The organism is Micromonospora phaseoli, assembly GCF_900109115.1.
In the GTDB taxonomy this organism is placed as follows: Bacteria; Actinomycetota; Actinomycetes; order Mycobacteriales; family Micromonosporaceae; genus Micromonospora; species Micromonospora phaseoli.
The window spans coordinates 39,527-63,449 of sequence record NZ_FNYV01000009.1 but is presented as its reverse complement, the minus strand read 5'-3'; the positions used below and the strand labels follow the sequence as shown (position 1 = coordinate 63,449).

Below are 23,923 nucleotides of genomic sequence, written 5' to 3'. Positions count from 1 at the left end.
TTACAAGAAGAAGACGTCCGTCGATACCGGACGGGTCATACCGGCGGTACGCGAAGGGCCCGGCGCGGTGTCACCGCGCCGGGCCCCGTCGGGCGTGGGTGCTGGCTAGCTGTCGCCGCCGGTCTCGCCGACCGGGGCGGCGTTGACGTCGTCGATGGCGTACTTCTTGGCCGCCTCGGCCGGTACGTGGGCCGGTACCACCCCGCGCAGGGCGAGCTGCCGCAGCGTCGCGACCGCGATCGACTCGGCGTCGACGTGGAAGTGCCGGCGCAGCGCGTGCCGGGTGTCCGACAGCCCGAAGCCGTCGGTGCCCAGCGAGGTCCAGTCCCCGGGCACCCACCGGGAGATCAGGTCCGGCACCGCGCGCATCCAGTCGCTCACCGCGACCTTCGGCCCCTCGGCCTCGGCCAGCTTGCGCTGCACGTACGGCACCCGCTGCTCCGCGCCCGGGTGCAGGAGGTTGTACGCCTCGCACTCCACCGCGTCCCGGCGCAGCTCCGTCCACGAGGTGACCGACCAGACGTCGGCGGCCACCCCCCAGTCCTGGGCGAGCAGCTGCTGTGCCTTGAGCGCCCACTGCATGCCGGTGCCGGAGGCGAGCACGTTCGCTCGCGGCGCGTCACCCTCCACCGAGGGCGCGGGGGCGTACCGGTGCAGGCCCTTGACGATCCCCTCGACGTCCACGCCCTCCGGCTCCGCCGGCTGGTGGATCGGCTCGTTGTAGACCGTGAGGTAGTAGAAGACGTTCTCCTGCTCCTCGCCGTACATCCGGTGCAGGCCGTTCTCCATGATGTGCGCGATCTCGAACGCGAAGGCCGGGTCGTACGCGACCACCGCCGGGTTGGTGGCGGCGAGCAGCAGGGAGTGCCCGTCCTCGTGCTGCAGGCCCTCGCCGTTGAGGGTGGTGCGCCCGGCGGTGGCGCCGAGCAGGAAGCCCCGGGTCATCTGGTCGGCCGCCGCCCAGAGGCCGTCGCCGGTGCGCTGGAACCCGAACATCGAGTAGAAGATGTACATCGGGATCATCGGCTCGTCATGGGTGGCGTACGAGGTGCCGGCGGCGGTGAACGAGGCGACCGAGCCGGCCTCGTTGATCCCCTCGTGCAGGATCTGCCCGGTGGTCGACTCCTTGTACGACAGGAACAGCTCCCGGTCGACCGAGGTGTACCGCTGACCGTGCGGCGAGTAGATCTTGGCGGTCGGGAAGATCGAGTCCAGCCCGAAGGTGCGCGCCTCGTCCGGGATGATCGGCACCCAACGCCTGCCGAACTGCTTGTCCTTCATCAGGTCCTTGAGCAGGCGGACGAAGGCCATCGTGGTGGCCACCTTCTGCTTGCCCGAACCCCGCTTGACGTCGGCGAAGCGCTCCGGACCCGGGATGCTCAGGGACTTGTGGTTCGTCCGCCGCGTGGGCAGGTAGCCGCCGAGCTGCTGACGCCGCTCGTGCAGGTACTGCATCTCCTCGGAGTCCTTGCCCGGGCGCACGTACGGCGGCAGGTAGGGGTTCCCCTCCAGCGCCGAGTCCGGGATGTCGAGGTAGAGGCGGTCGCGGAAGGTCTTCAGGTCCTCCAGCGTCAGCTTCTTCATCTGGTGCGTGGCGTTGCGGCCCTCGAAGTGCGAGCCGAGCGTCCAACCCTTGATCGTCTTGGCCAGGATCACCGTCGGCTGGCCGGTGTGCTCCGTCGCCGCCTTGTAGGCCGCGTAGAGCTTGCGGTAGTCGTGACCGCCCCGCTTGAGGTTCCAGATCTCGTCGTCGGTCAGCCCCTCGACCATCTTGCGGGTCCGCGCGTCCCGGCCGAAGAAGTGCTCCCGCACGTACGCCCCGGACTCCGCCTTGTAGGTCTGGTAGTCGCCGTCGGGAGTGGAGTTCATCAGGTTGACCAGCGCACCGTCGGTGTCGGCGGCGAGCAGTGGGTCCCACTCCCGGCCCCAGACGACCTTGATCACGTTCCAGCCGGCGCCCCGGAAGAACGCTTCCAGCTCCTGCATCACCTTGCCGTTGCCGCGGACCGGACCGTCCAGGCGCTGCAGATTGCAGTTGATCACGAAGGTGAGGTTGTCCAGCTCCTCGCGGGCGGCCACCCCGATCGCGCCGAGAGTCTCCGGCTCGTCCATCTCGCCGTCACCGAGGAAGGCCCAGACGTGCTGGTCGGAGGTGTCCTTGATGCCCCGGTGCTGGAGGTACCGGTTGAACCGTGCCTGGTAGATGGCGTTCAGGCCGCCCAGCCCCATGGAGACGGTGGGGAACTCCCAGAAGTCCGGCATCAGCCGAGGGTGCGGGTACGAGGGAAGGCCACCGCCGGGGTGCGACAGCTCCTGCCGGAAGCCGTCGAGCTGGTTCTCGCTGAGTCGGCCCTCCAGGTACGCCCGGGCGTACATGCCGGGGGAGGCGTGGCCCTGGTAGAAGATGTGGTCGCCGCCACCCGGGTGGCTCTTGCCCCGGAAGAAGTGGTTGAAGCCGACCTCGTAGAGCGAGGCGGAGCTGGCGAAGGTGGAGATGTGGCCGCCGACGCCGATCTCCGGCCGCTGGGCGCGGTGCACCAACATCGCCGCGTTCCACCGCACGTACGCCCGGATCCGGCGCTCGACGTGCTCGTCGCCGGGGAACCACGGTTCGCGCTCCGGCGGGATGGTGTTGAGGTAGTCGGTGGTGGTCAGCGACGGTACGCCGACCTGGCGCTCACGGGCGCGCTCCAACAGACGCAGCATCACGTAACGCGCCCGCTTGGTGCCACGATCGTCGATGACACCGTCGAGCGACTCGACCCACTCGCTGGTTTCTTCGGGGTCGATGTCCGGAAGCTGGCTCGGTAGGCCGGCCGTGATCACCGGGCGCTTGCGTTCCGTAGCCACAGGCGTTCCCTCGGTTGTGTGTGGGATAGGTCTCTAGCGCCATCCTGCCCCGTCGTGGCACTCGGCGTCACGTCCACCCGGCGGAAGGGCGACGCGCGACACAGGTACCCACCAGTAACTATGTCCGCCCGGCTCGTCCGGGCCCGCCCTGGCGGAGCCCCCGGCGGGGCCAGCCCAGGGAGTCCGACGAGATCTTGGTACCGGACCGCCCGAGGGGCACTTCCGGACCAGGATCTCGAACGGCCGGGGTCGGTGGGGGCAGGATGGGACGTATGCGCAGTGAGGTGATCACCGTCCGGACCGGTTCGCGGCCGACCGTCCGCGACATCACGGCCGAGGCCGAGCAGTTCCTCGCCGGCGCCGGCGACGGGTTGCTGCACGTCTTCGTGCCGCACGCCACCGCCGGGGTGGCCATCATCGAGACCGGTGCCGGCTCGGACGACGACCTGCTCACCGCGCTGGACGCCGTGCTGCCCACCGACGAGCGGTGGCGACACCGGCACGGCTCGCCGGGGCACGGGCGCGACCACGTGTTGCCCGCGTTCGTCGCCCCGTACGCGACGCTTCCGGTGCTCGGCGGTCGGCTGGCGCTGGGTACCTGGCAGTCGGTCTGCCTGGTCGACACCAACGGCGACAACACCACCCGGCAGGTCCGCTTCTCCTTCCTGCCCGGCTGATCGGCTGATCCCGGTCGGTCCGGCTGATCGGCTGATCCCGGTCGGTCCGGCTGATCCCGGCCGGGCGTCGGAGCTGCACCGGGAACGCCGAACATAGGATGTGACCATGTCGCGGCCACCCCTCATCCCGGTCGTCCCGAACCGGACCGACCGCCCCGGGCTGGCCGGTGACGCGGTGCGCCGGATCATGCATGTCGCCGCCGCGCTGCGGCACCACCAGGATCTCGACATCGCCGCGCTGGGCCTGACCCCCGCCGTCGCCCGCGCGCTGTACCAACTCGACCCGGACCGCCCGCTGCCCGCCCGTGACCTGGCCGAGCAGCTGCGCTGCGACCGGTCCAACGTCACCGCCCTGGTCGACAAGCTGGAACAGGCCGGGCTGGTCGAACGCCGGGTCGACCCGGCCGACCGGCGACAGAAGACGCTGGTGGTGACCGACGCCGGTCGGCTGATGCGCGAGCGGGTACACCGGGTGCTGTCCGACAGCCGGCTGCTGGCCGGGCTCGACACCGAGGAGCTGGCCGTACTGCGTGACCTGGTCTGGAAGGTCTCCGACGGAGGCTGCCCGCAGGACTGCGGGCCGTAGCGACGTGACGGGCCGACCGTGAGAGCGCTCCGGTACCCGAGACACCCTCGACTGTGCGATGCGTGCGTCGGTCGGTAATGCTGTCGGACGTGACCACGCCGCAGGATCTCGACGACCGGTTCCGGGAGTCCCTGGCCGCGCTCGCCGCGCCGCAGCAACGCGCCGATCCGGCGCGACCGGTGGCGGACGGTGCCCCGCTGACCGGTGCCCAACTGCTGGACCTCTTCGACGCGCAGGTCACCAGCCGGCAACTCGACCTGGCCGGCCGTTGGCTGCGCAGCTTCGGTGAGGGCTACTACACCATCAGCTCCGCCGGCCACGAGGGCAACGCCGCGGTGGCGGCCGCCCTGCGGCCCACCGACCCGGCGTTGCTGCACTACCGCTCCGGCGCGTTCTACTGCGTCCGGGCCGCCCAGTCCGCCGCCCCGGCGGCGGTCGCACCGGTCGCGGCACCGGTCCCGGACCAGACCGCCGACGACCACGCCGACGGGGCCGCCGCCGAGCGTGCCGCCGACCACGCCGGCGGCGGCGCAGGCATCGGCGGTGAAGCCGGTGCGAGCGACAGCGAGCACGGCGACAGCGCGGTTCCCGCCGCCAGCGACAACGGCGGTGAGAACGGTGACGGTACGGGCACGTCCGGCCCGAGCGCCGGTGCGCCGGACCCGAGCGACGAGTCTCCCGCTCACGAGTCCACTGCCGCGCATCCCGGGGTGGAACCGGCCTTCTCCACCGACGCGCCCGGCGGCCGGGTGCCGGCGGCGAACGGGCCGACCGGCACGGGACGGGACGTCGAGATGGCCGGCCCGACGCCGGCCGATGGCGACGGCGTCGATCCCGTCGCCGCGCCGGAGAGCCGGCCACTGCCCGGGGCCTACGCCGACGCGGCGCGGGACGTGCTGCGCGGGATGGTGGCCTCCAGCCAGGAGCCGATCGCCGGCGGCCGGCACAAGGTCTTCGGCCGCGCCGACCTCGCCGTGGTGCCGACCACCTCCACCATCGCCTCGCACCTGCCCCGGGCGGTCGGCATGGGCCTCGCGGTGGAACGGTTGCGCCGGCAGGAGGCCCGGCGCGGCCCGGCCCAACCCGGCGAGCCGCCGGCTCCGGCACCCTGGGCGGCGGACGCCATCGTGGTCTGCTCCTTCGGCGACGCCTCGATCAACCACGCCAGCGCCACCGCGGCCTTCAACACCGCCGGCTGGTACGACCACACCGGCCTGCGGATCCCGGTGCTGTTCGTCTGCGAGGACAACGGCCTGGGCATCAGTGTCCGCTCCCCGCAGGGCTGGGTGGCGACCGCGCTGCGGTCGAAGCCGGGCATCCGCTACTTCGCCGCCGACGGGGCCGACCTGGTCGAGGCGTACCAGGTTGCGGTCGAGGCGGCGGCCTGGGTACGCCGACACCGGCGACCGGCCGTACTGCACCTGACCACGGTCCGGCTGATGGGCCACGCTGGCGCCGACGCCGAGAGCGCCTACCGCAGCGCCGGGGAGATCGCCGCCGACGTGCTCCGGGACCCCGTGGCCGCCACCGCGCGGCGGCTGGTCGACGCGGGTCTGGCCAGCGGCGCGGAGCTGCTGGAACGGTACGACGAGATCGGCTGGCAGGTCCGCCGGATCGCCGAGGAGGTGCTCGACGAGCCGAAGCTGGCCAGTCCGGCGGAGGTGATCGCTCCGCTGGCGCCTCGGCGTCCGCTGCGGGTCGCCCGGGCGGTCGCCGACGCCGGCGCCCAGGCCGCCGGTCCGGGGGCGGCAGCGCGGACCGAGACGTTCGGCGGCAAGCCACCCGAGCTGGCCGGTCCGTTCACGCTCGCGCAGAGCATCAACGCCGCGCTCACCGACGGGTTGCTCAGCCACCCGCAGATGGCCGTCTTCGGCGAGGACATCGCCGCCAAGGGCGGGGTCTACGGGGTGACCAAGGGCCTGCGCGACCGGTTCGGCGTGGCACGGGTCTTCGACACGTTGCTCGACGAGACCTCGATCCTCGGTCTCGGTCTCGGCGCGGGGCTGGCCGGGATGCTGCCGGTGCCGGAGATCCAGTATCTGGCGTACCTGCACAACGCCGAGGACCAGCTGCGGGGCGAGGCGGCGAGCATGGGCTTCTTCTCCCAGGGGGCGTTGCGCAACCCGATGGTGGTGCGGGTGGCCGGGCTGGCGTACCAGGAGGGTTTCGGCGGGCACTTCCACAACGACAACTCGGTGGCCGTACTGCGGGACGTGCCCGGCCTGGTGATCGCCGTGCCGGCGCGGCCGGACGACGCGGCGGCGATGCTGCGGACCTGCCTGGCCAGCGCGGCGGTGGACGGCAGCGTCTGCGTCTTCCTGGAGCCGATCGCGCTCTACCACACCCGGGACCTCTACACCGACGGTGACGGCGAGTGGCTGGCTGGCTACTCCGAGCCGGGCGCGTGGGCCGGCGGGCACGTGCCGGTGGGACGGGCTCGGGTGTACGGCGTTGGCTCGGCCGAGGACGTCACCATCATCACGTTCGGTAACGGGGTGCGGATGTCGTTGCGGGCGGCGTCGGCGCTGGCCGACGAGGGGATCGGCAGCCGGGTGGTCGACCTGCGGTGGCTCGCGCCGCTGCCGGTCGCCGACCTGATCCGGGAGGCCGCCGCGACCGGCCGGGTGCTGGTGGTGGACGAGACGCGCCGGTCCGGCGGGGTGGGCGAGGGCGTCATCGCCGCCCTGGTCGACGCCGGCTATGTCGGTGCGGCACGGCGAGTGGCCGGAGTTGACTCATTTGTGCCGCTGGGTCCGGCTGCCCGCCACGTCCTGGTGTCCGAGGAGGCCATCACCGAGGGTGCCCGTACGCTGCTGGCACGGTAAATTTCGTTCCACCCGGTGCGCCACTTGCGCAGGAGGGCACAACTGTGTGGACTTTGCGTGACGGCGTCGAGCAGACGCCGCGGTTCGGACGAGATGAGGAGGCACGCGACAGTGAGCGCGACCGCTGGTCAGGCTGCTGACGGGGTACGCAGCCTGGCGGACCGGTTCGGCATCGAGCCGGGGATGGTCGTCATGGAGATGGGCTACGACGATGACGTCGACCAGGATCTCCGAGACGCCCTGACCGACCGTTGTGGAGAGTTGGTCGACGAGGACACCGACGAGGTGGTCGACGCGGTGCTGGTGTGGTATCGGGACGGCGACGGTGATCTCTTCGAACTCCTCGTCGACGCCCTCGGGCCGCTGGCCGACAACGGGGTCGTGTGGCTGCTGACCCCGAAGGCCGGTCGTGAGGGGCACGTCGAGCCGAGCGAGATCGCCGAGTCCGCTCCCACCGCCGGCCTCCAGCAGACCTCCACCATCAACGCCGGCAAGGACTGGAGCGGTGGCCGCCTCGTGCTGCGTCGCGGCGTGAAGGGCAAGAAGTAGCCCACCCGCCCGTGCTGAGCGGCACCGGCCCATCCCATCCCGATCCGAGGAGTACGCATGCCAGTCGAGGTTGGCGCCGAGGCGCCCGACTTCCTGTTGAAGGACCAGAACAACCAGGAGGTTCGGCTCGCCGACTTCCGCGGTCGTCGTACCGTCCTGCTGGTCTTCTATCCGCTGGCCTTCAGCGGCGTGTGCCAGGGCGAGCTGTGCGAGGTGCGGGACAACCTCAACGAGTACGTCAACGACGACGTCCAGGTGCTGACCGTCAGCGTCGACTCGGTCTACGCCCACAAGATCTGGGCGGACCGGGAGGGCTACCAGTTCCCGCTGCTGTCCGACTTCTGGCCGCACGGTGCGGTCGCCACGGCGTACGGGGTCTTCAACGAGGTCGCCGGCATCGCCAACCGGGGTACCTTCGTCATCGACAAGACCGGCGTGGTCCGCTTCGCCGAGATGAACATGCCGGGCGAGTCCCGCGATCAGCAGGGCTGGCGCAAGGCCCTGGCGGAGGCCACGGCCTGACCCGGTCCCAACCGATGCGACCGTCCGGCGATGCCGACAGCTGGCAGGGTAAGCTTGCCAACCGCCGGTCCGCCGTACGGCGTTCCGGGCGCGTAGCTCAGCGGGAGAGCACTCGCCTTACAAGCGAGGGGTCGCAGGTTCGAAACCTGCCGCGCCCACCACACACCACCAGCACCGACGACGGCCCGGAGATCAGATCCCGGGCTGCCGCACTCGGAGAACCCCTGTGCCGCCAGTCCGAGCGTGTGGCACCGCGTCCCTTGGCCCGGTCATGCGCCCCGGACGACGGAAAGCCCGGCCGGCGATCGCCGGCCGGGCTTCTCCGATCAGGACTCGCGGGTCCGACGTCGGGCGAGGAAGAGCATGAGTCCGCCGAGGGCGACCATCACAGCTCCCGTGCCCGTCACGGCCGGGATCAGGCCACCACCGGTCACCGGCAGTATCTTGCGGCCGCCAGGGCTGCCGGGCGCTCCGGGGCTGCCTGGTGCTCCGGGGCTGCCGGGTGCGCCGGGGCTGCCGGGTGCGCCGGGACTTCCGGGTGCGCCGGGGCTGCCTGGTGCTCCTGGTGCTCCCGGGCTGCCCGGTGCTCCGGGGCTGCCCGGTGCGCCGGGACTTCCGGGTGCTCCGGGACTACCCGGTGCACCAGGTGCGCCGGTCGGTCCGGGCGCGCCGGTCGGTCCGGGTCCGCCGGTCGGTCCGGGTGCGCCGGTCGGTCCGGGTCCGCCGGTCGGTCCGGGCGCGCCGGTCGGTCCGGGTCCGCCGGTCGGTCCGGGCGCGCCGGTCGGTCCGGGTCCGCCGGTCGGTCCGGGTGCGCCGGTCGGTCCGGGTTCGCCCGTGGGTCCGGGTGGTCCGGTCGGTCCCGGCGGTCCGGTCGGGCCGGCACACACGGGTGCGGTGATGACGTTGGTGTCGAGGGTGACGGCGGCGGTCCGCGCCAACGCCCGGCCCTGGAGCGTGGCGCCCGTGGCCATCGTGATCGAGGCCTGGGCCATGATGGTGCCCAGGAACGTGGTACCCGTGCCGATCGTCGCCGAGCTGCCGATCTGCCAGAACACGTTGCAGGCCGACGCGCCGTTGATCAGCACGACGCTGCTGTTCGACGCCGTGGTCAACGCGGAGTCGACCTGGAAGATGAACACGGCCGCCGGATCGCCCTGCCCGTTGAGCGTCAGTGTCCCGGTCAGCTGGGCCGCCCCGATCCGGTAGACCCCGGCGTTGAGGGTGTTGCCGCCCAGTTCCGCCGGAAGGTTGGTGAACGGGGTCCGGCCGGCGGCGTCGTTGTAGGCCGTCGTGAGGTCGCTCTGGGCCTGTAGAGCGACCGCGTCGCCGAGGTGGACTTCGCCGCCGATGGTGGCGGTCTCGAAGCCCGACGCGGTGTTGCCCGGGAACCTGCCGAGGCTCTGGCCCAGGAAGCTCGGGCCGGTATTGGTGGGCTCGGCCCCGGCCAGTACGGAAAAGTCGATCGCCGTCCCCAGATTGACCGGCGCGTCCTGTGCCCTGGCCGCGGTCGCATTGAGGACCAGCAAGGTGGCGGCCAGAGCGGCGGCTGCGGAAGCCGCCAGCGCCGGCAGTATCGCCCGCCTTAGGCGACGATTTGGATTAACTGTCACAGAACACCCTCCATGGATCCCGCTCGCAGAAGGCGCCCCGTGAGTCGCTCCTGCCTCAAGCCGCACTGTTGACACATCTCGTGCGCTGACCACCACATCACGTTGGGCTGACATAAGTGGTGAAAATGGGACAAAGTGAACGATGGTCGGCTGTGTGGCGGCAGTCGCGGCCCTGAGGTCGGTGCAGGATGATCTCCATCGGATCGGCCGGCGGCGGGAGGAAACGGGTGGGTTACGCAGAGGTCAACGGGGTACGGCTGTGGTACGAGACGCACGGCTCGGGCCGGCCGCTGGTGCTGCTGCACGGCGGGTTCGGGGCGGTGGAGACGTTCGCCGCGATCCGGCCCGCGCTGGCGGGGCGGCGCCAGGTGATCAGCGTCGACCTGCAGGGCCACGGGCGTACCGCCGACGTCGACCGGCCGTTGCGGTACGAGTCGATGGCCGACGACGTGGCCGCGCTGATCGTCCACCTCAACCTGCGAGAGGCCGACGTGTTGGGCTTCTCCCTCGGCGGCGGGGTGGCCCTGCGGATGGCGATCCAGCACCGGCGGTTGCTGCGCCGGCTGGTGGTGGTCTCCGCGCCGTGCCGGCGGCAGGGCTGGTTCTCCGACGTGCTCGCCGGCATGCCCGAGCCCGCCGAGGCGGCCGGTGAGCGGATGCGGGGCACCCCGCCGGAGCAGCTCTACCAGCAGGTCGCGCCCCGCCCGCAGGACTGGCCACGGCTCTGGGCGAAGACCGGTGAGCTGCTGCGCCGCGAGTACGACTGGTCGCCGGAGGTCGCCACGGTCACCACGCCGACGCTGCTGGTCTTCGCCGACGCCGACTCCATCCGTACCGGCCACATGGTGGAGTTCTTCGGCCTGCTCGGCGGCGGGCAGCGCGACGGTGCCTGGGACGGCGCCGGTCGCCCTGCCTCTCGGCTGGCCGTGCTGCCCGGCCTCACCCACTACGACATCGTCGACTCGCCGGCCCTGCCCGCCGCGGTGCTGCCTTTCCTCACCCATACCCTGCCGTCGGCACCGACCCCCTGAACGGGAGCGCGGCCGGTGGCGCGGCCGGTCAGGCGCCCAGCCGCTCGGCCAGCCACGACAGCAGGGCGTCGGACTGGGCGCGTTGGAACGCGCGGAGGGTGCGGATGCCGGGCGGCGGTGGCCGGCGTGCTCGGTCGGTGAAGAAGCCGGCCAGCCCGGCGTAGAGGCCGGTCACCGCGTCGGGGTCGGCGGCGGTGAGCGGCAACCGGCGTAGCAGCGCCTCGGTGTCGTGCCCGCCGTGCAGGCGTACGTCGAGCAGCAGCATCGCGGTGTCCAGCCAGGCCGGACCGCGCGCGGCCCACGGCCAGTCGACCACGGTGACGCCGCCGGTCGCGTCGATGAGCAGGTTGTCGGCGCGCACGTCCACGTGGCAGAGGGTGTCGCCGGTCAGCATGGCGAGGCCCCGGTCCGCCCAGGCGCAGAGTTCGTCGAGGTGCGCCCGCGCCCAGGGGGCGAGGTCGGCCGGCGGGTCGTCGGCAACCCGCCGCCAGCTGGTGAAGTCCCCGGCCAGCAGTTCGGCGACGGGTGGCACCTGGGTCAGCGGGCTGGGGTGTGCGTGGCGGACATCCGCTCCAGCGCGGCCAGCACCGCCTCCAACTCGTGGACGCGCCACGGGGTGACCGGGTGCCGCCCGTCGACGTCGGTGAGGACCAACGCCACCCAGTGGCCGTCGTCATGGCAACCGAGCAGCCGGGGCGTGGGGGCGTACCCGGGCAGGGCCGCGGTGATCCGCGCCTCGGCGCGGTGCATGGTCGGGGTGTCCGGGTTCTGCGCTGGGCTGACGGCCTTGACGAAGGCCCGGCGGCCGCTGGCGGTACGGATCCGGTCGGCGGTGCCCGGCGAGTAGCCACCCGACTGGGACACCGCCTCGACCACCCGGTCGCCGAGGATCTCCTCCACCGCAGACCGGACATCATGGGGCAACTCGGCCCAGCGCAGCCGGTTCTTCGTGGTCACCTGCATGTCGTCCAAACTCCGCGCCCCGTGCCCGGCGAGCAACCCCTTTCTGCCGTGCCGTCCGATCCACCCAGGTCAGCCCGGCGACTGGGGACTGTTCGCCGGTGCAGCGGGGAAACGTCGAGGCGGACGCACCTGGGGAGGAGCGACGATGACTCGTGCCGGACTGACCATTGGCGTGCTCGGCTCGTACGGCGGACGCAACCTGGGCGACGAGGCCATCCTCACCGGCCTGCTGACCGACCTGCGGCAGCAGGAGCCACATGCCCGCATCATCGTGTTCTCGCGGAACCCGGAGCACACCGCGCTGGCCCACCCGGACGTGGAGGCCGTGCCGTGGGAGGGGGTCAGCCGTACCGACTCCGCCCTCGTGCTGTCCCAACTCGACCTGCTGATCCTGGGCGGCGGCGGCATCCTCTACGACAAGGAGGCGCGCCGCTATCTGCGGGTCGTCCGGGTCGCGCAGGAGCGGGGACTGCCGCTGCTGACGTACGCCGTCGGCGTCGGACCGCTCAGCGAGATGGTGGACACCGGCATGGTCCGCGAGACGCTGGCCGGCGCGACCCAGGTGACCGTACGCGACCAGGAGTCGCGGATGGTGCTGGAGGAGGCCGGTCTGCTCAACCCGATCACCGTCACCGCCGACCCGGCGTTCCTGCTGGAACCGGAGGACTTCCCGGCGCACCTGCTGCGCTCCGAGGGGGTGCCGGACGGTAAGCGGCTGGTCGGAATGAGTGTGCGGGAGCCGGGCCGGGCGGCGGAGCGCCTCGATGTGGACGGGTACCACCGGCTGCTGGCCCAGATCGGCGACTTCCTGGTGCACCGGATCGACGCGCACGTGTTGTTCGTGCCGATGGAGCGCGACGACATCCGGCACTCGCACGGCGTGCTGTCCCACATGATCGCCGCGGAGCGGGGGCGAATCCTGCACGGCACCTACTCGCCGCAGCAGGTGCTCGGGTTGATGCGCCACTTCGACCTCGCGGTCGGCATGCGGCTGCACTTCCTGATCTTCGCCGCGATGATGGGCACACCGTTTCTGCCCCTGCCGTACGCCGGCAAGGTCTTCGACCTGGCGCAGCGTCTGGGTGTGCCGGCGCTGCGCGGCGTGGAGCGGGAGGTGGAGGGCCCGCTGCTGGCGGAGGTGGACCAGCTGTGGGACGAACGCGACCAGCGGGCCGAGACCACCGCCCGGCGGGTCGCCCAGGTGTGCGACGAAGCCCGGGGCACCTCGCAGGTCACCAGGGCGGTGCTGGACAGCCTGCGCAACCGATCCCTGGTCGAGGTCGGCGCCTGACGGGGGCGTGACGGTCAGCCACCTGTGTTCAGACCGCCGGGCCCCGCCAGCGGTAGCGCCACTGCTGGCGTTCGGCGTCGGTCGACTCCAGCTCGTAGATGTCGGCCGCCGCCAGGCCCTCCGGCCCCAGGTGATGGTGGGTCAGCGGGGGTCGGCCGTGCGGGTCCAGCTCGACGGTGATGTGCTCGCCGTCGGCCGCGCCGCCCACCAGCGGAATCTCAACCGAGGATGCCATGCGCCCATCCTGCCGCGCCCGCCGCCGGCCCGCAGGATCAACCACCACCCCGACCCCCACAACATGCCCCACCCACCCCACCGCTGCCCACCGCTGCCCACCGCTGACCTGCGTTGATCAAGAAGTTCTGGTCGGAATCCGGCCGGATCCAGACGCAAACTTCTTGATCAACACTGCGGCAGGGGGGAGGGGGCAGGGGGAGGGGGAGGGGGGAGGGGGTCAGTCGCGGGGGAGCAGGCCCGGTGGGTACTCCATGCCGTCGTGGGTGCAGGCGGCCGCCGCGACGCGCGTGGCGTAGCCGGCTGCTTCCGCCCATGTCGCGCCCCGCGACCGGGCCGCGACCATGCCGGCGGTGAAGGCGTCCCCGGCGCCGTTGGTGTCAATCACCGGTCCGGGCGGCGTGGCGGCCGGCACCCGGCTGAGCGTGCCGCCGAGATACAGGTCGGCGCCGTCGGCCCCCCGGGTGACCAGCACCGGGCGCGGCGCCAGCGCGGCGGCCAGCTGGTCCGCCCGATGGCCCAGCGCGGTGCCGCTGACCAGCACCAGCTCGGCGACCTCGGCGAACGGGCGATGGTACGGGTTGCGCCCGTCCCAGTCGTGCAGGTCGGTGGAGGTGCCCACCCCCTCGCCCAGCACGTCACCGAGGTCGGGTAGCAGATCCCGCACCCAGCCCATGATGGACAGGTGAACGTGGCTGGTGTCCCCGGCCAGCGCCGCGAGCCGCGTGGCGGTGAACGGCGGCGGCCCGACCGAGGGCCGGGGGTCGTACAGCGACATCCGCCGCCCGTCGGGGTCGACGAGGTTCACCGACCGGCGGGTGCCCGCCGGATCGTCGGCCAGCACCGCGGGTACGCCGGCCCGGGCCAGCGCCGTCCGGACGACGTCACCGGGCGGGTCCGCGCCCACGGTGTCGACGACCGCCACCCGCAGCCCGATGGCATGCGCGGCGAGGACCACCCCGGCACCCGTGTTGCCGACGCGCAGGTCGATCGGCTCGACGGTGACGGAGTCGACCACCGGCAGCGGCATCCCGGGCACCCGGACCCGCACGTCGACACCGAGTCCGCCGATCACCAGAAGGTCGTACATGGCGCCGACGGTAGTCGGCCGGCGCCGCCTATCCTGGCCCGGGTGTTAATAGGGGGCCCCTGCTCTACCCCAGGCGTTAACAAGGGGCCCTTCCTTCGGAGGGGGAGTGCGTGCTGGTCGTCCACGGGATGTGGCTGCCGGGCCCCGGCCTGATCGTCTGGGCCGAGGACAGCACTTTGGCGCCGCACGCGCCGCGCCGACCGGGCCGCGCACCCCGGGACCGCCCGCACCCGTTCGCCGCCGGGCACCCGGCGCTGGTCGCGCTGCTGGCCGAAACCGCCGAACCGACCGGTCTGGGCACCGTGCTGCTGCGCCTGCCCACCCGGGCCGGCTCGCCGCTGGACTCGCCGGAGCTGATCCGGACCGCCGCCGTGGCACCGGTCCGTGGCCCGGTCACCCTGGCCGGCTGGCGGGTTCCCGTGCTGGCGTACGCCCCGGACGCCGCCCTGTCGTTGCTGCGTACCCTCGACGGGCTGGCCGCCGCGCCCGGCGCGAGCCTGCGGCACCTGGTCGAGCTGGCCGCGTTCGCCGTCGACCTGGCCGCCCGGGGCCGCGTCCTGCCCGGCCTCGCCGATGCCGGCACAGCCACCCGGTCGGCCCACAACGCCTCGGCATCCGCTGCCGGCCGGGCCGGCGTCGCTTTCTCGACCGGCGTCGCGGATCGGGCCCCCGGTGCTGCCCCGGCCCGCCGCGCCGTCCCGGCGAGGGCCGCCGTTGCGACCGACGGCGGAACGCGCGCCTGTGCGGTGTGGCGACCGCTGCTCACCGGCACGGACGCCGCCTGGGCCCGGTCACTGGCGCTGGCTCTGCCACCGGCCGCCCGGGCGGTCGTCGAGACCGATCTGCCCGCGATGGTGGCCGGTTCCACCGAGGCGCCGGGGCCGCTGGTCGCGGCGGGGCTCGACGCGCTCACCGACGCCGCCGTGCGAGCGGCACTGCCACCGGCCACGCTGGCCAGGGGGGTGCGACCGAACGGTGCGGTGACGGCGTGGCTGAACGTGTTGACCGGGCCGCACCGCGAGTTCACCGCCGACCCGGCGGCGCTGCGCGCCCTGCGGTCCGAGCTGGACGCCTGGCAGCGCGACGCCGCCGGCGGTGCGGTGCGGGCCAGCTTCCGGCTGGTCGAGCCGCCTTCCGACGAGATCACCGCGCCGTTGACCGTGGTACCGGCCGACCCCGACGCCCTCGCCCCGGCGCCGCAGGGGTGGCGGGTGGAGTTCGGACTGCGCACCAGCGACGGGCCGGGCCGGCACGTCGACGCGGGCCAGGTGTGGCGGGGCGAGGACGTCGACGCCTTCGGTGACCAGCCGCAGGAGACGTTGCTGGCCGAACTGGGCCGGGCCAGCCGCCTCTGGCCGGAGCTGGACGCGGCGCTGCGTACCGCGACACCGCAACGGCTGGAGCTGGACGCCGAGGGCGCGCACCGGTTCCTGCGCGAGGGCGCGCCGACGCTGCACGCGGCCGGCTTCACGGTGCTGCTGCCATCCTGGTGGCGGCGGCCCGCCTCGCGGCTCGGAGCGCGGCTGCGGGCCAGCTCCCGGACCGCGCCCGGCACTGTCGCCGGGCCGGCCGACCGGGTCGGGCTGGATGCCCTGGTCGACTACCGCTGGGAACTGGCCCTGGGCGACGAGCCGTTGACCTCCGACGAACTGGCCCGCCTGGCGGAGTTGAAGACTCCGCTGGTGCGGCTGCGCGGGCGCTGGGTCGAGTTGGACCAGAAGCGGCTCGCGACCGGTCTGCGGCTGCTGCGCTCCACCGGCGAGCTGACCGTCGTCGACCTGCTGCGGCTCGGGCTTGCCGACGCCGAGCAGCCGGACGCCCTGCCGGTGCTGGAGGTGACCGCCGACGGCCAGCTGGGCGACCTGCTCGCCGGGGCGGTGGACCGCCGGCTCGCTCCGCTGCAGGAGCCGCCCTCCTTCCAGGGCACGCTGCGGCCGTACCAGCGGCGAGGGCTGGCCTGGCTGGCGTTCCTCCAGTCGCTGGGGCTCGGCGGGGTGCTCGCCGACGACATGGGACTGGGCAAGACGGTGCAGCTGCTGGCCCTGCTGGCGGCCGACCCGACGCAGGCCGGTCCGACCCTGCTGGTCTGTCCGATGTCGCTGGTCGGCAACTGGCAGCGGGAGGCCGCGCGGTTCACGCCGGAGTTGCGCGTACACGTGCACCATGGTGCGCAGCGGGCGCGGGGGGAGGGCTTCGTGACCGCCGTGCACGCGGCGGACCTGGTGCTGACCACGTACTCGGTGGCCGCCCGAGACGCGGCGGACCTGGCCGGCATCGACTGGCATCGGGTGGTGCTGGACGAGGCGCAGGCCATCAAGAACGCCGCCACCCGGCAGGCCGAGGCGGTCCGCGCGTTGCCCGCCCGGCACCGGATCGCGGTGACCGGTACGCCGGTGGAGAACCGGCTGGCCGACCTCTGGTCCATCATGCAGTTCGCCAATCCGGGTCTGCTCGGCCCGGCGGCCACGTTCCGTAAGCGGTTCGCCGAGCCGATCGAGCGGCACGGCGACTCCGAGACCGCCGAGCGGCTGCGCCGGATCACCGGCCCGTTCGTGCTGCGCCGGTTGAAGACCGATTCGACGATCATCTCGGATCTGCCGGAGAAGCTGGAGATGGAGGTCTTCTGCAACCTCACCGCCGAGCAGGCCGCGCTCTACCGGGTGGTCGTCGACGAGATGTTGGCCCGCATCGAGTCCAGCGACGGCATCGAGCGGCGCGGCCTGGTGCTGGCCACGATGACCCGGCTCAAGCAGGTCTGCAACCACCCCGCGCAGTTCCTGCGTGACGGCTCGTCGCTGGACGGGCGCTCCGGCAAGCTGGCCCGGCTGGAGGAGGTCCTCGACGAGGTGCTGGCGGCGGGGGAGAAGGCCCTGCTGTTCACCCAGTACGCGGAGTTCGGTGGAATGCTGCGGGGGCACCTGTCGGCCCGGTTCGGCCGCGAGGTGCTGTTCCTGCACGGCGGCGTCAACAAGGCCGACCGCGACGCCATGGTGGCCCGGTTCCAGTCCGATGGTGGCCCCGCGCTGTTCGTCCTGTCCCTCAAAGCCGGCGGGACGGGGCTGACGCTGACCGCCGCGAACCACGTGGTGCACGTCGACCGGTGGTGGAACCCGGCGGTGGAGGACCAGGCCACCGACCGGGCTTTCCGGATCGGTCAGCGCCGCCGGGTGCAGGTCCGCAAGTTCGTCTGCGCCGGCACGGTGGAGGAGAAGGTGGCCGCGCTGATCGCCGACAAACGCGGCCTGGCCGCGTCGGTCGTCGGCTCCGGCGAACAGTGGGTCACCGAGTTGTCCACCGGTCAACTGCGTGAACTGTTCAGCCTGGAGGCGGGAGCGGTGGCGCAGTGAGCGCCGACAGCGGTGGCAGGTTCGCCGACTACGGACGGCCGCGCCGGGTCGACGGCGGCCTGCGAGCCCGCAGCACCCGTGGCGCGATCGGGGTCTCCTGGTGGTCCCGCCGGTTCCTGGAGGTGCTGGAGTCGTTCGCGCTCGGCACCCGGCTGACCCGGGGCCGGGCGTACGCCCGCGCCGGCCAGGTGGTGAGCCTCGACGTCAACCCGGGAGTGGTACGGGCCGTCGTGCAGGGTTCCCGCCCCCGGCCGTACCAGATCCAGGTGGCACTGCCGCCCTTCCCGGCGCGGCTGTGGGCGCGGATCGAGGCGGAGCTGGCCGCCCAGGCGTTCTTCAGCGCCCGGCTGCTCGCCGGCGACCTACCGGCCGAGTTGGAGGAGTTGTTCGCGGGCGTCGGAGCGCCGTTGTTTCCCGCTGCCGTGACGGAGCTGAGGCAGCGCTGCTCGTGCCCGGATGCGGCAGTGCCCTGCAAGCACCTCGCCGCCACCTTCTATCTGCTCGCCGAGTCCTTCGACGCGGACCCGTTCACGCTGCTGCACTGGCGTGGTCGTAGCCGGGCGCAACTGCTCTCCCGGCTACGCGAACTGCGCGCGGTGGGCTCGGCACCCGAACCGGGCGTCGTTGCGGGCGAGCTGCCGGAACCGCGATCGGGCACCGGTCCGTCACCCACGCCGGAATCCGATGCCCCCGACGACGGTCGCGAGCGCCACCCGACGTCGCCCGGTCACCGCGAGGCCGATGTCCCGGCCGCGGGCGCCGCGCGGGCCCTCGCCAACCTGCCCGCCGCGCCCCTGGCCGAGGCGGTCGACCGATTCTGGCTGCCGCCCGTTCCGCTGCCGGACCGTCCGCCCAGCCTGACCAGCCGCCCGGACCTGCTGCTGCGGCAGCTCGGTGCTCCCGCGCCAGCCATCGGCGGGCCCGGTCTGGCCGAGCGACTGCGGCACGCCTACCGTCAGCTCGGCGAGTAGCCACGTCCCTGCCCCGCTGGCGGCGGTCAGAGCCAGCGTTGCCGGAAGCGCCACATGAGCGCCGCGTTGGTCAGCAACACCACCGCGAAGATCGCACCCGCCAGTCGTCCGGCGAGCACGGTCGTCGCCGGCAGCGCCGCCCAGAGCACGATGGTCATCAACAACAGCCACCGGCCGCGTCGGATCCGGGCCCGATGATCGAGCCGGGCGTAGAACGCCGGGTCACTTTCCCGCAGGTGGCGGGTGATCTGCTCAAATCTGCGCTGATCCTCTTTGCTGAGCATGTGCCTCCCCCTCACGCGTTCAGCAACGGCGCGGCGGAATACCCGCTGTGGTGCGGACTCACGCGCTCTCCCTGCTGCTACTTTGCTCGTCGGGAAGAGCGAGAGGCCCTGCGCACCGGATCGGTCGGCGGGTTCGTCACCGCCGGTGCGTGGCGGCCCCGGGACGCGGTCTTGCGAGGTTTGTCCGTCTGGTGGGCGGCGGCCCGACGATCGTGGTCCGGCAGCTCAGCGCCAGCGGGCCGGACGGTGGGTGATCGCCGGACGGGTGCCGGACGGCCGAGGTCGTCCGGGCCGGACACCCGGCGGCCGGGTGGCTGTCGGGCGGCGGCCGGGTTGGTGTCGCCGGGGCGGCTCGGCCCCGCCGTGGTGGTGTCTGGTGTCGTCGGTGGACATGTGATCCCCGCTCCCGGCGCTGGTGCGCCGTCGTAGGGCTCAACGAGCGCCCGGCGCCGCCGGTCGCTGCCGGCTTTCTGTCCCCGGTGTTCGGCGTTGCGGTCCTCCCGGCGCGCAACCGCCGGCCGACCGGCTGGCACCGGACGGCCGTGCGGCCGATCAGCGACCCCGGCGGGGCAGCGGCAGGTGACCGGGGACCAGCGCCGAGGTCAGCGTGATCCCGGCGACGCGCATCGCGTCGACCAGGGTGTTCTGCAGCAGGTAGGAGTCCGGTAGCTGCCAGCGGGCCTGCTCCGGCGCCACCGCCCAGCGGACCTGCCCCTCGGGCAGTCGGGTGGGCGGTGCCGGGACCCACGAGCCGGGCCCGTGCCGCACCACGTGCAGACAGTGCTCCAGTTCGGGCCGCAGCGGGTCACCCGGCCGGACCAGGAACATCCACCGCCCGGTCGGGGTGACCAGCACCGGCCCGCGTACGCCCGGACCGACGGGGTGGGCCCGCACCGCGTCCAGGACCGACCTGCCGAGGTGGGCGGGGACCTCCAGCACGTCGAAGGAGCGGCCGGTGGGCAGCAGTACGCCGTACGGACGGGTCCGCCACCAGTTCGCCACCCGGGCCGGATCGGCGCTGGCCGCGTGCTCCCAGTCCTCCAGGGCGGGATGGCAGCCGACGGTCGGGCAGCCGGCCCGCCCGCAGACGAAGCGGCTACGCGCCAGGCAGGCACCGGGGGTCACCTCCCAGCCGTGCATGGCGTACCGGACCGCGACCCGGCGCAGTCGTACCCGTTCCAACGGCGACAGCCGTGCCACGTGCGGTCCGACATTCCCCCACATTGGTGCCATCTCCCCTCGCCGGAGTTGGCCGGCGTCAGCTCGTACGTCGAGCACCGTCACTGCCGTAGACGGCGATCGTTGATTTGACAAAGTGGCCGATGCAACTTGCACGAAAAGTACGAGGATCGGCCGGACGGCTGACGCACTTCCTGTGCGACCAGCGGAAACCTGATACGGACGGATCACCGCGCCCGCGGATCGGCCCCCGGCTCCTGGCCAGGGCTCCAGCAAGGGGAGGACCGGGGAGATGGACGAACTACCCATAGGGCGGCGGGTGGCCTACTGGCGGGGTCGCCGGAAGATGTCGCAGCAGGTTTTCGCCGACCGGTTGGGTAAGTCGAAGAGTTGGGTCGACAAGATCGAGCGCGGCGTGCGGCGGCTGGACAAGTTCTCCGTGCTCTACGAGATCGCCGACATCCTCCAGGTGGACGTGCAACTGCTGCTCGGCAAGGATCCCGAGCGGCGTACGGACGCACTGAACTGCATCGACCAGATCGAGGTCGAGGAGATCCGGGCGGCCCTGGAGCGGTACGACTCGATCAGCGCCTACTTCGACGCGGCGCCCTGCCCGCCGCCGCTGCCCGACATGGGCAAGGCGGTCACCCACGCCTGGTTGACGTACCAGTACGGCCGCTACGGGATGCTCACCCGGGCGCTGCCGAAGCTGCTGCGCGACGCCCAGGCGGCCGACGCGGTGTACGGCGGCGACCAGTCGCAGCGCGCCGCGCACCTGCTCGGGCAGGTCTACCAGATCGCCTCGTCGGTGCTGCGCAAGCTGGGTGAGTGCGAACTCGCCTGGCTCGCCGCCGACCGGTCCATCGCGGTCTCCCAACGAGCCGACGACCAGCTGCTCGCCGGCGTCGCCACCACCCGGGTCTGCAACGCCCTGGCGGCGATGGGTCGATCCCGGCCCGCCCTGGAGCTGAACGTCCGGATCGCCAACCAGCTCGCGCCGGGTGGCCGCAACGACAGCCGACCCGAGCGGCTCTCCGTCTACGGGATGCTGCTGCTCCAGGGCGCGATGGCCGCGTCCCGCATCGGCGACACCGCGACCGTGGAGGATCTGCTCAACGGGGCACACGAGGCGGCGGGCGAGGTGGGCAGTGACCTCAACCACTACTGGACCTCGTTCGGTCCGACCAACGTGGAGCTGCACCGCGCGGCGGCGGCCGTCGAGCTGGGCGACGGAGGCCGGGCGATCGAGGTGCACCAGAACAAGATCCAACCCGCGCTCTTCGACGCGATGCTGCCCGAACGCCGGGCGCATCACCTGCTCGACCTGGCCCGGGCCTACACCCAGATCGGCGACGCGGCCAACGCCGGCGAGATGTTGCTGCGCGGTGACCGGCTGGCACCGTCCGAGGTCCGCTGCCGACCGATCGCCCACGAAGTGATGTCGGACGTCCTGCGTCGCACACGTGGTGCGCCGCCTTCTCCGATCGCGGAGTTGGCTGAGCACATGGGAGTAGGAGTATGACTTCGGAGCCGGCATGACCGGTTCGCACCGCCACGACGGGCACCGCGAGGTGCTCTACATCATCGCCTGCGGCTCACCGCTGGCCCGAGACGTGGGCCGGCTCGTCGAGCTGGCCCAACAGGACGGCTGGGACGTCTGCGTGATCACCACGCCGGACGGCGCCAAATTCGTCGACCGCACCGCGTTGGCCCGCCAGACCGGCCACCCGGTGCGTACGCATTACAAGAACCCGGGCGACCCGGACGTGCTGCCGACGGCCGGCGCCATGATCGTTTGTCCGGCCACGGTCAACACGGTCAACAAGTGGGTGGCCGGCATCACCGACACACTCGCCCTCGGGCTGCTGGTCGAGGCGCAGGGTAGGGGAGTGCCGCTGGTGGCCGTCCCGTACACCAACGCGGCGATGGCCGCCCACCCCGCCTTCCGGGCGGGCATCGCCCGGCTCGCCGAGTGGGGGGTGAGCGTGCTCTTCGGCGACGACGTCTTTCCGCTGCACCCACCCGGCACGGGTGAGCGGCACCAGCACGCCTTCCCCTGGGCGCTGCCGCTGACCGCGGTCCGCGACCGCCTCTGCCGCACCGGGTGAAAGGAAGGGCCCCGGTTAACGCCTCCGGTGGTAGAGGGGCCCCCGGTCAACACCCGCCCTGCCGGAACCTCAGTTCCGGGTTGGCGCCCACCCGTCGTACCGGGCCGCGGTGACGGCCGCGGCCCGGGCTCGCACCCGGTCCGGCCGGGTGACGTCCCAAGGGGGCGCCGACGCCGGTAAGCTGGCCCGCCGTGAGCACAACCGCAGCCGTGCCGACCGTCGCCGACGTGGTGGCCGAGCTGGAACGGCGCTACCCGCCGACCTGGGCCGAGGAATGGGACCGGGTCGGGCTGGTGCTCGGCGACCCTCGCGCCCCCGTACGCCGGGTCCTCTGCGTCGTCGACGTGGTGCCCGAGACCGTCGCGGAGGCGCTCGACGCCGGCGCCGACATGATCATCGCTCACCATCCGCTGCTGCTGCGCGGGGTCTCCTCGGTGGCTCCGACGACGTACAAGGGCCGGATCATCCACCAGCTCATCAAGGCCGACGTCGCGCTCCACGTCGCGCACACCAACGCCGACGTCGCCGTCCCCGGGGTCTCCGACGCCCTCGCGGCCCGGCTCGGCCTGGTCGACCTCCGCCCGCTGCAACCGTCCCGTCCGGGTACGCCCGCCGCCGGGCAGGGCCGGGGAGCCGGCCGGATCGGCCGGCTGCCGCAGCCGCTGACCCTGGCAGAGTTGACCCGGCGGGCCGCCGCCGTGCTCCCGAAGACCGCCGTCGGGGTACGCGCGGCCGGCGACCCGAACCGGAGTGTGCGTACCCTGGCAGTCTGCGGTGGCGCGGGAGACAGCTTCCTGGCCGACGCGGTCGCCGCCGGAGTCGACGCGTACCTCACCTCGGACCTGCGTCACCATCCGGCCGGCGAACACCTGGCCGGCGACGGACCGGCGTTGCTCGACGCCACCCACTGGGCCACCGAGCGGCCCTGGTTGGACGACCTGGCCGAGGTGCTGCGGGCCGCACCCGGCGTCGAGACGCTGGTGTCCGACCTGGACACCGACCCGTGGACCGTACACGCCGCCTCAACCGCCGCGGACGAACCCGCCGCGGACGACAAGGAGCCCGCCCGTGAAGGCTGACCCCCAGGTCCAGCGCCGCCTGCTCGACCTCCAGGCGATCGACACCGCTCTCGCCCAGCTCGCCCACCGGCGGCGGTCGCTGCCGGAGCGGGCCGAACTGGAGGCCCTCGCGCGCGAGCTGTCCGCCCTGGAGGACGAGCGGGTCCGCGCCCAGGTGGCGGTCGACGACCTGGATCGCGACATTGCCCGGCTGGAGAAGGACGTCGACCAGGTCCGGGCCCGCAAGACCAAGGACGAGGACCGGCTCGCCCTCGGCACCGGACCGGCCCGCGAGCTGGAAGCCCTCCAGCACGAGCTGGTCTCGCTCAACCGGCGCCAGAGCGACCTGGAGGACGCCGAGCTGGAGCTGATGGAGCAGCGGGAAACCGCCCAGTCGGTGCTGGACGGCATCGAAGCGCGACTGACCGAGGCGCGCGAGCGACGGACCGTCACCGAACAGCGCCGGGACGACAGCCTCGCCGAGATCGGCCGCGAGGAGGAGTTCAAGCGCTCCGCCCGGCAGCCCCTGGCCAACGACCTTCCCGCCGACCTGGTGCAGCTCTACGACCGGATCCGCAGCGACACCGGACTCGGCGCCGCTTTGCTGGCCGCCGGCCGCTGCGGCGGCTGCCGGTTGGACCTTTCCGGCGCGGACCTGTCCCGCATCCGCAAGGCCGACCCGGACGAGGTGGTCCGCTGCGAGGACTGCCGCCGGATCATGATCCGCACCAACGAGTCCGGGCTGTAG

At 72.7% G+C, this 23,923-nt stretch carries 20 protein-coding genes, 1 tRNA gene and 2 pseudogenes; 15 read left to right on the top strand and 8 right to left on the bottom strand.

The features are described 5' to 3' along the window. Positions 1-105: 105 nt before the first annotated feature. Positions 106-2,850, bottom strand: coding sequence for a pyruvate dehydrogenase (acetyl-transferring), homodimeric type (gene aceE, locus BMY89_RS21690; RefSeq protein WP_092381881.1), 2,745 nt, complete (start codon positions 2,848-2,850; stop codon positions 106-108). Between the two features lie 272 nt (positions 2,851-3,122). Between aceE and BMY89_RS21685 the strand changes: the two genes are divergently transcribed. The 6 genes from BMY89_RS21685 (at position 3,123) to BMY89_RS21660 (ending at position 8,170) form a co-directional block, all read left to right on the top strand. Further along, a complete protein-coding gene (locus BMY89_RS21685) occupies positions 3,123-3,527 on the top strand; it encodes a YjbQ family protein (RefSeq protein WP_170147684.1) in 405 nt (134 codons plus the stop codon). Positions 3,528-3,633: 106 nt separating this feature from the next. Further along, on the top strand, positions 3,634-4,113 hold the full coding sequence (locus tag BMY89_RS21680; RefSeq protein WP_092381879.1) for a MarR family winged helix-turn-helix transcriptional regulator: 480 nt from the start codon (positions 3,634-3,636) through the stop codon (positions 4,111-4,113). 368 nt (positions 4,114-4,481) lie between these two features. Then, positions 4,482-6,938, top strand: coding sequence for a thiamine pyrophosphate-dependent enzyme (locus BMY89_RS21675; protein ID WP_408631996.1), 2,457 nt, complete (start codon positions 4,482-4,484; stop codon positions 6,936-6,938). 111 nt (positions 6,939-7,049) lie between these two features. Next, the gene (locus tag BMY89_RS21670) at positions 7,050-7,487 is read left to right on the top strand and encodes a DUF3052 domain-containing protein (RefSeq protein WP_092381877.1); all 438 of its coding nucleotides are present in this window, start codon (positions 7,050-7,052) and stop codon (positions 7,485-7,487) included. Between the two features lie 57 nt (positions 7,488-7,544). Then, entirely contained in the window at positions 7,545-8,009 is a 465-nt protein-coding gene (locus BMY89_RS21665) for a peroxiredoxin (protein WP_092381876.1), read from the top strand. Positions 8,010-8,095: 86 nt separating this feature from the next. Further along, a tRNA-Val gene (locus tag BMY89_RS21660) sits at positions 8,096-8,170 on the top strand. A 165-nt stretch (positions 8,171-8,335) separates the two neighbouring features. Here BMY89_RS21660 and BMY89_RS21655 read toward each other — a convergent pair. Continuing rightward, the gene (locus tag BMY89_RS21655) at positions 8,336-9,619 is read right to left on the bottom strand and encodes an ice-binding family protein (protein WP_092381875.1); all 1,284 of its coding nucleotides are present in this window, start codon (positions 9,617-9,619) and stop codon (positions 8,336-8,338) included. Positions 9,620-9,846: 227 nt separating this feature from the next. Here BMY89_RS21655 and BMY89_RS21650 point away from each other — a divergent pair, with 227 nt between their 5' ends. After that, positions 9,847-10,650, top strand: coding sequence for an alpha/beta fold hydrolase (locus BMY89_RS21650; RefSeq protein ID WP_092381874.1), 804 nt, complete (start codon positions 9,847-9,849; stop codon positions 10,648-10,650). 28 nt (positions 10,651-10,678) lie between these two features. On the opposite strand, the gene BMY89_RS21645 is transcribed toward BMY89_RS21650, so the two are convergent. Then, positions 10,679-11,263 (bottom strand): phosphotransferase family protein, encoded by a 585-nt coding sequence (locus tag BMY89_RS21645; RefSeq protein WP_170147685.1) that lies wholly within the window; start codon positions 11,261-11,263, stop codon positions 10,679-10,681. Next, positions 11,188-11,613: a protein kinase family protein gene (locus BMY89_RS30495; protein WP_170147686.1), complete on the bottom strand. Its 426-nt coding sequence runs from the start codon at positions 11,611-11,613 to the stop codon at positions 11,188-11,190. Before BMY89_RS30495 ends, BMY89_RS21645 begins: the two co-directional genes overlap by 76 nt. A 145-nt stretch (positions 11,614-11,758) precedes the next feature. Between BMY89_RS30495 and BMY89_RS21640 the strand changes: the two genes are divergently transcribed. Continuing rightward, positions 11,759-12,904, top strand: coding sequence for a polysaccharide pyruvyl transferase family protein (locus BMY89_RS21640; RefSeq protein ID WP_092381872.1), 1,146 nt, complete (start codon positions 11,759-11,761; stop codon positions 12,902-12,904). Positions 12,905-12,932: 28 nt separating this feature from the next. Here the strand turns inward: BMY89_RS21640 and BMY89_RS21635 are convergent, their stop codons facing one another. Both BMY89_RS21635 and BMY89_RS21630 read right to left on the bottom strand, forming a co-directional pair. Next, positions 12,933-13,139, bottom strand: a complete 207-nt coding sequence (locus tag BMY89_RS21635) for a hypothetical protein (RefSeq protein WP_092381871.1) — start codon at positions 13,137-13,139, stop codon at positions 12,933-12,935. Between the two features lie 219 nt (positions 13,140-13,358). Beyond that, positions 13,359-14,228, bottom strand: a complete 870-nt coding sequence (locus tag BMY89_RS21630) for a carbohydrate kinase family protein (RefSeq protein WP_092381870.1) — start codon at positions 14,226-14,228, stop codon at positions 13,359-13,361. Between the two features lie 110 nt (positions 14,229-14,338). On the opposite strand from BMY89_RS21630, the pseudogene BMY89_RS31570 reads away from it, so the two are divergent. The 3 genes and pseudogenes from BMY89_RS31570 to BMY89_RS21620 all read left to right on the top strand — a co-directional run. After that, positions 14,339-15,358, top strand: a pseudogene (locus BMY89_RS31570) (ATP-dependent helicase); the annotation flags it as partial. Positions 15,359-15,430: 72 nt separating this feature from the next. Beyond that, positions 15,431-17,575 (top strand): annotated as a pseudogene (locus tag BMY89_RS21625) (DEAD/DEAH box helicase); the annotation flags it as partial. Next, positions 17,572-18,546, top strand: coding sequence for an SWIM zinc finger family protein (locus BMY89_RS21620; protein WP_092381868.1), 975 nt, complete (start codon positions 17,572-17,574; stop codon positions 18,544-18,546). The pseudogene BMY89_RS21625 and the gene BMY89_RS21620, both read left to right, overlap by 4 nt. Positions 18,547-18,572: 26 nt before the next feature. Here BMY89_RS21620 and BMY89_RS21615 read toward each other — a convergent pair whose 3' ends face one another. Together BMY89_RS21615 and BMY89_RS21610 are read right to left on the bottom strand one after the other, a co-directional pair. Next, entirely contained in the window at positions 18,573-18,830 is a 258-nt protein-coding gene (locus BMY89_RS21615; protein ID WP_092381867.1) for a DUF3040 domain-containing protein, read from the bottom strand. Between the two features lie 552 nt (positions 18,831-19,382). Then, positions 19,383-20,054: a bifunctional DNA primase/polymerase gene (locus BMY89_RS21610; RefSeq protein ID WP_092381866.1), complete on the bottom strand. Its 672-nt coding sequence runs from the start codon at positions 20,052-20,054 to the stop codon at positions 19,383-19,385. Positions 20,055-20,301: 247 nt separating this feature from the next. On the opposite strand from BMY89_RS21610, the gene BMY89_RS21605 reads away from it, so the two are divergent. The 4 genes from BMY89_RS21605 to BMY89_RS21590 all read left to right on the top strand — a co-directional run bounded on the left by BMY89_RS21605 (position 20,302) and on the right by BMY89_RS21590 (position 23,923). Next, on the top strand, positions 20,302-21,531 hold the full coding sequence (locus BMY89_RS21605) for a helix-turn-helix domain-containing protein (RefSeq protein ID WP_092381865.1): 1,230 nt from the start codon (positions 20,302-20,304) through the stop codon (positions 21,529-21,531). Between the two features lie 13 nt (positions 21,532-21,544). Next, positions 21,545-22,117, top strand: coding sequence for a flavoprotein (locus BMY89_RS21600; protein WP_092381864.1), 573 nt, complete (start codon positions 21,545-21,547; stop codon positions 22,115-22,117). A 191-nt stretch (positions 22,118-22,308) separates the two neighbouring features. Further along, on the top strand, positions 22,309-23,196 hold the full coding sequence (locus BMY89_RS21595; RefSeq protein ID WP_092381863.1) for a Nif3-like dinuclear metal center hexameric protein: 888 nt from the start codon (positions 22,309-22,311) through the stop codon (positions 23,194-23,196). Next, positions 23,186-23,923 (top strand): zinc ribbon domain-containing protein, encoded by a 738-nt coding sequence (locus BMY89_RS21590; protein WP_092381862.1) that lies wholly within the window; start codon positions 23,186-23,188, stop codon positions 23,921-23,923. The genes BMY89_RS21595 and BMY89_RS21590 overlap by 11 nt, the downstream gene beginning before the upstream one ends.

What these genes read in the sequence shown, in the direction of transcription:
- BMY89_RS21680 (WP_092381879.1), top strand. Translation starts at nt 3,634, where the DNA reads ATGTCGCGGCCACCCCTCATCCCGGTCGTCCCGAACCGGACCGACCGC.
- BMY89_RS21615 (WP_092381867.1), bottom strand. Translation starts at nt 18,830, where the DNA reads ATGCTCAGCAAAGAGGATCAGCGCAGATTTGAGCAGATCACCCGCCAC.
- BMY89_RS21630 (WP_092381870.1), bottom strand. Translation starts at nt 14,228, where the DNA reads ATGTACGACCTTCTGGTGATCGGCGGACTCGGTGTCGACGTGCGGGTC.
- BMY89_RS21605 (WP_092381865.1), top strand. Translation starts at nt 20,302, where the DNA reads ATGGACGAACTACCCATAGGGCGGCGGGTGGCCTACTGGCGGGGTCGC.
- BMY89_RS21685 (WP_170147684.1), top strand. Translation starts at nt 3,123, where the DNA reads ATGCGCAGTGAGGTGATCACCGTCCGGACCGGTTCGCGGCCGACCGTC.
- BMY89_RS21610 (WP_092381866.1), bottom strand. Translation starts at nt 20,054, where the DNA reads ATGTGGGGGAATGTCGGACCGCACGTGGCACGGCTGTCGCCGTTGGAA.
- BMY89_RS21665 (WP_092381876.1), top strand. Translation starts at nt 7,545, where the DNA reads ATGCCAGTCGAGGTTGGCGCCGAGGCGCCCGACTTCCTGTTGAAGGAC.
- BMY89_RS21600 (WP_092381864.1), top strand. Translation starts at nt 21,545, where the DNA reads ATGACCGGTTCGCACCGCCACGACGGGCACCGCGAGGTGCTCTACATC.
- BMY89_RS21635 (WP_092381871.1), bottom strand. Translation starts at nt 13,139, where the DNA reads ATGGCATCCTCGGTTGAGATTCCGCTGGTGGGCGGCGCGGCCGACGGC.
- BMY89_RS21640 (WP_092381872.1), top strand. Translation starts at nt 11,759, where the DNA reads ATGACTCGTGCCGGACTGACCATTGGCGTGCTCGGCTCGTACGGCGGA.
- BMY89_RS30495 (WP_170147686.1), bottom strand. Translation starts at nt 11,613, where the DNA reads ATGCAGGTGACCACGAAGAACCGGCTGCGCTGGGCCGAGTTGCCCCAT.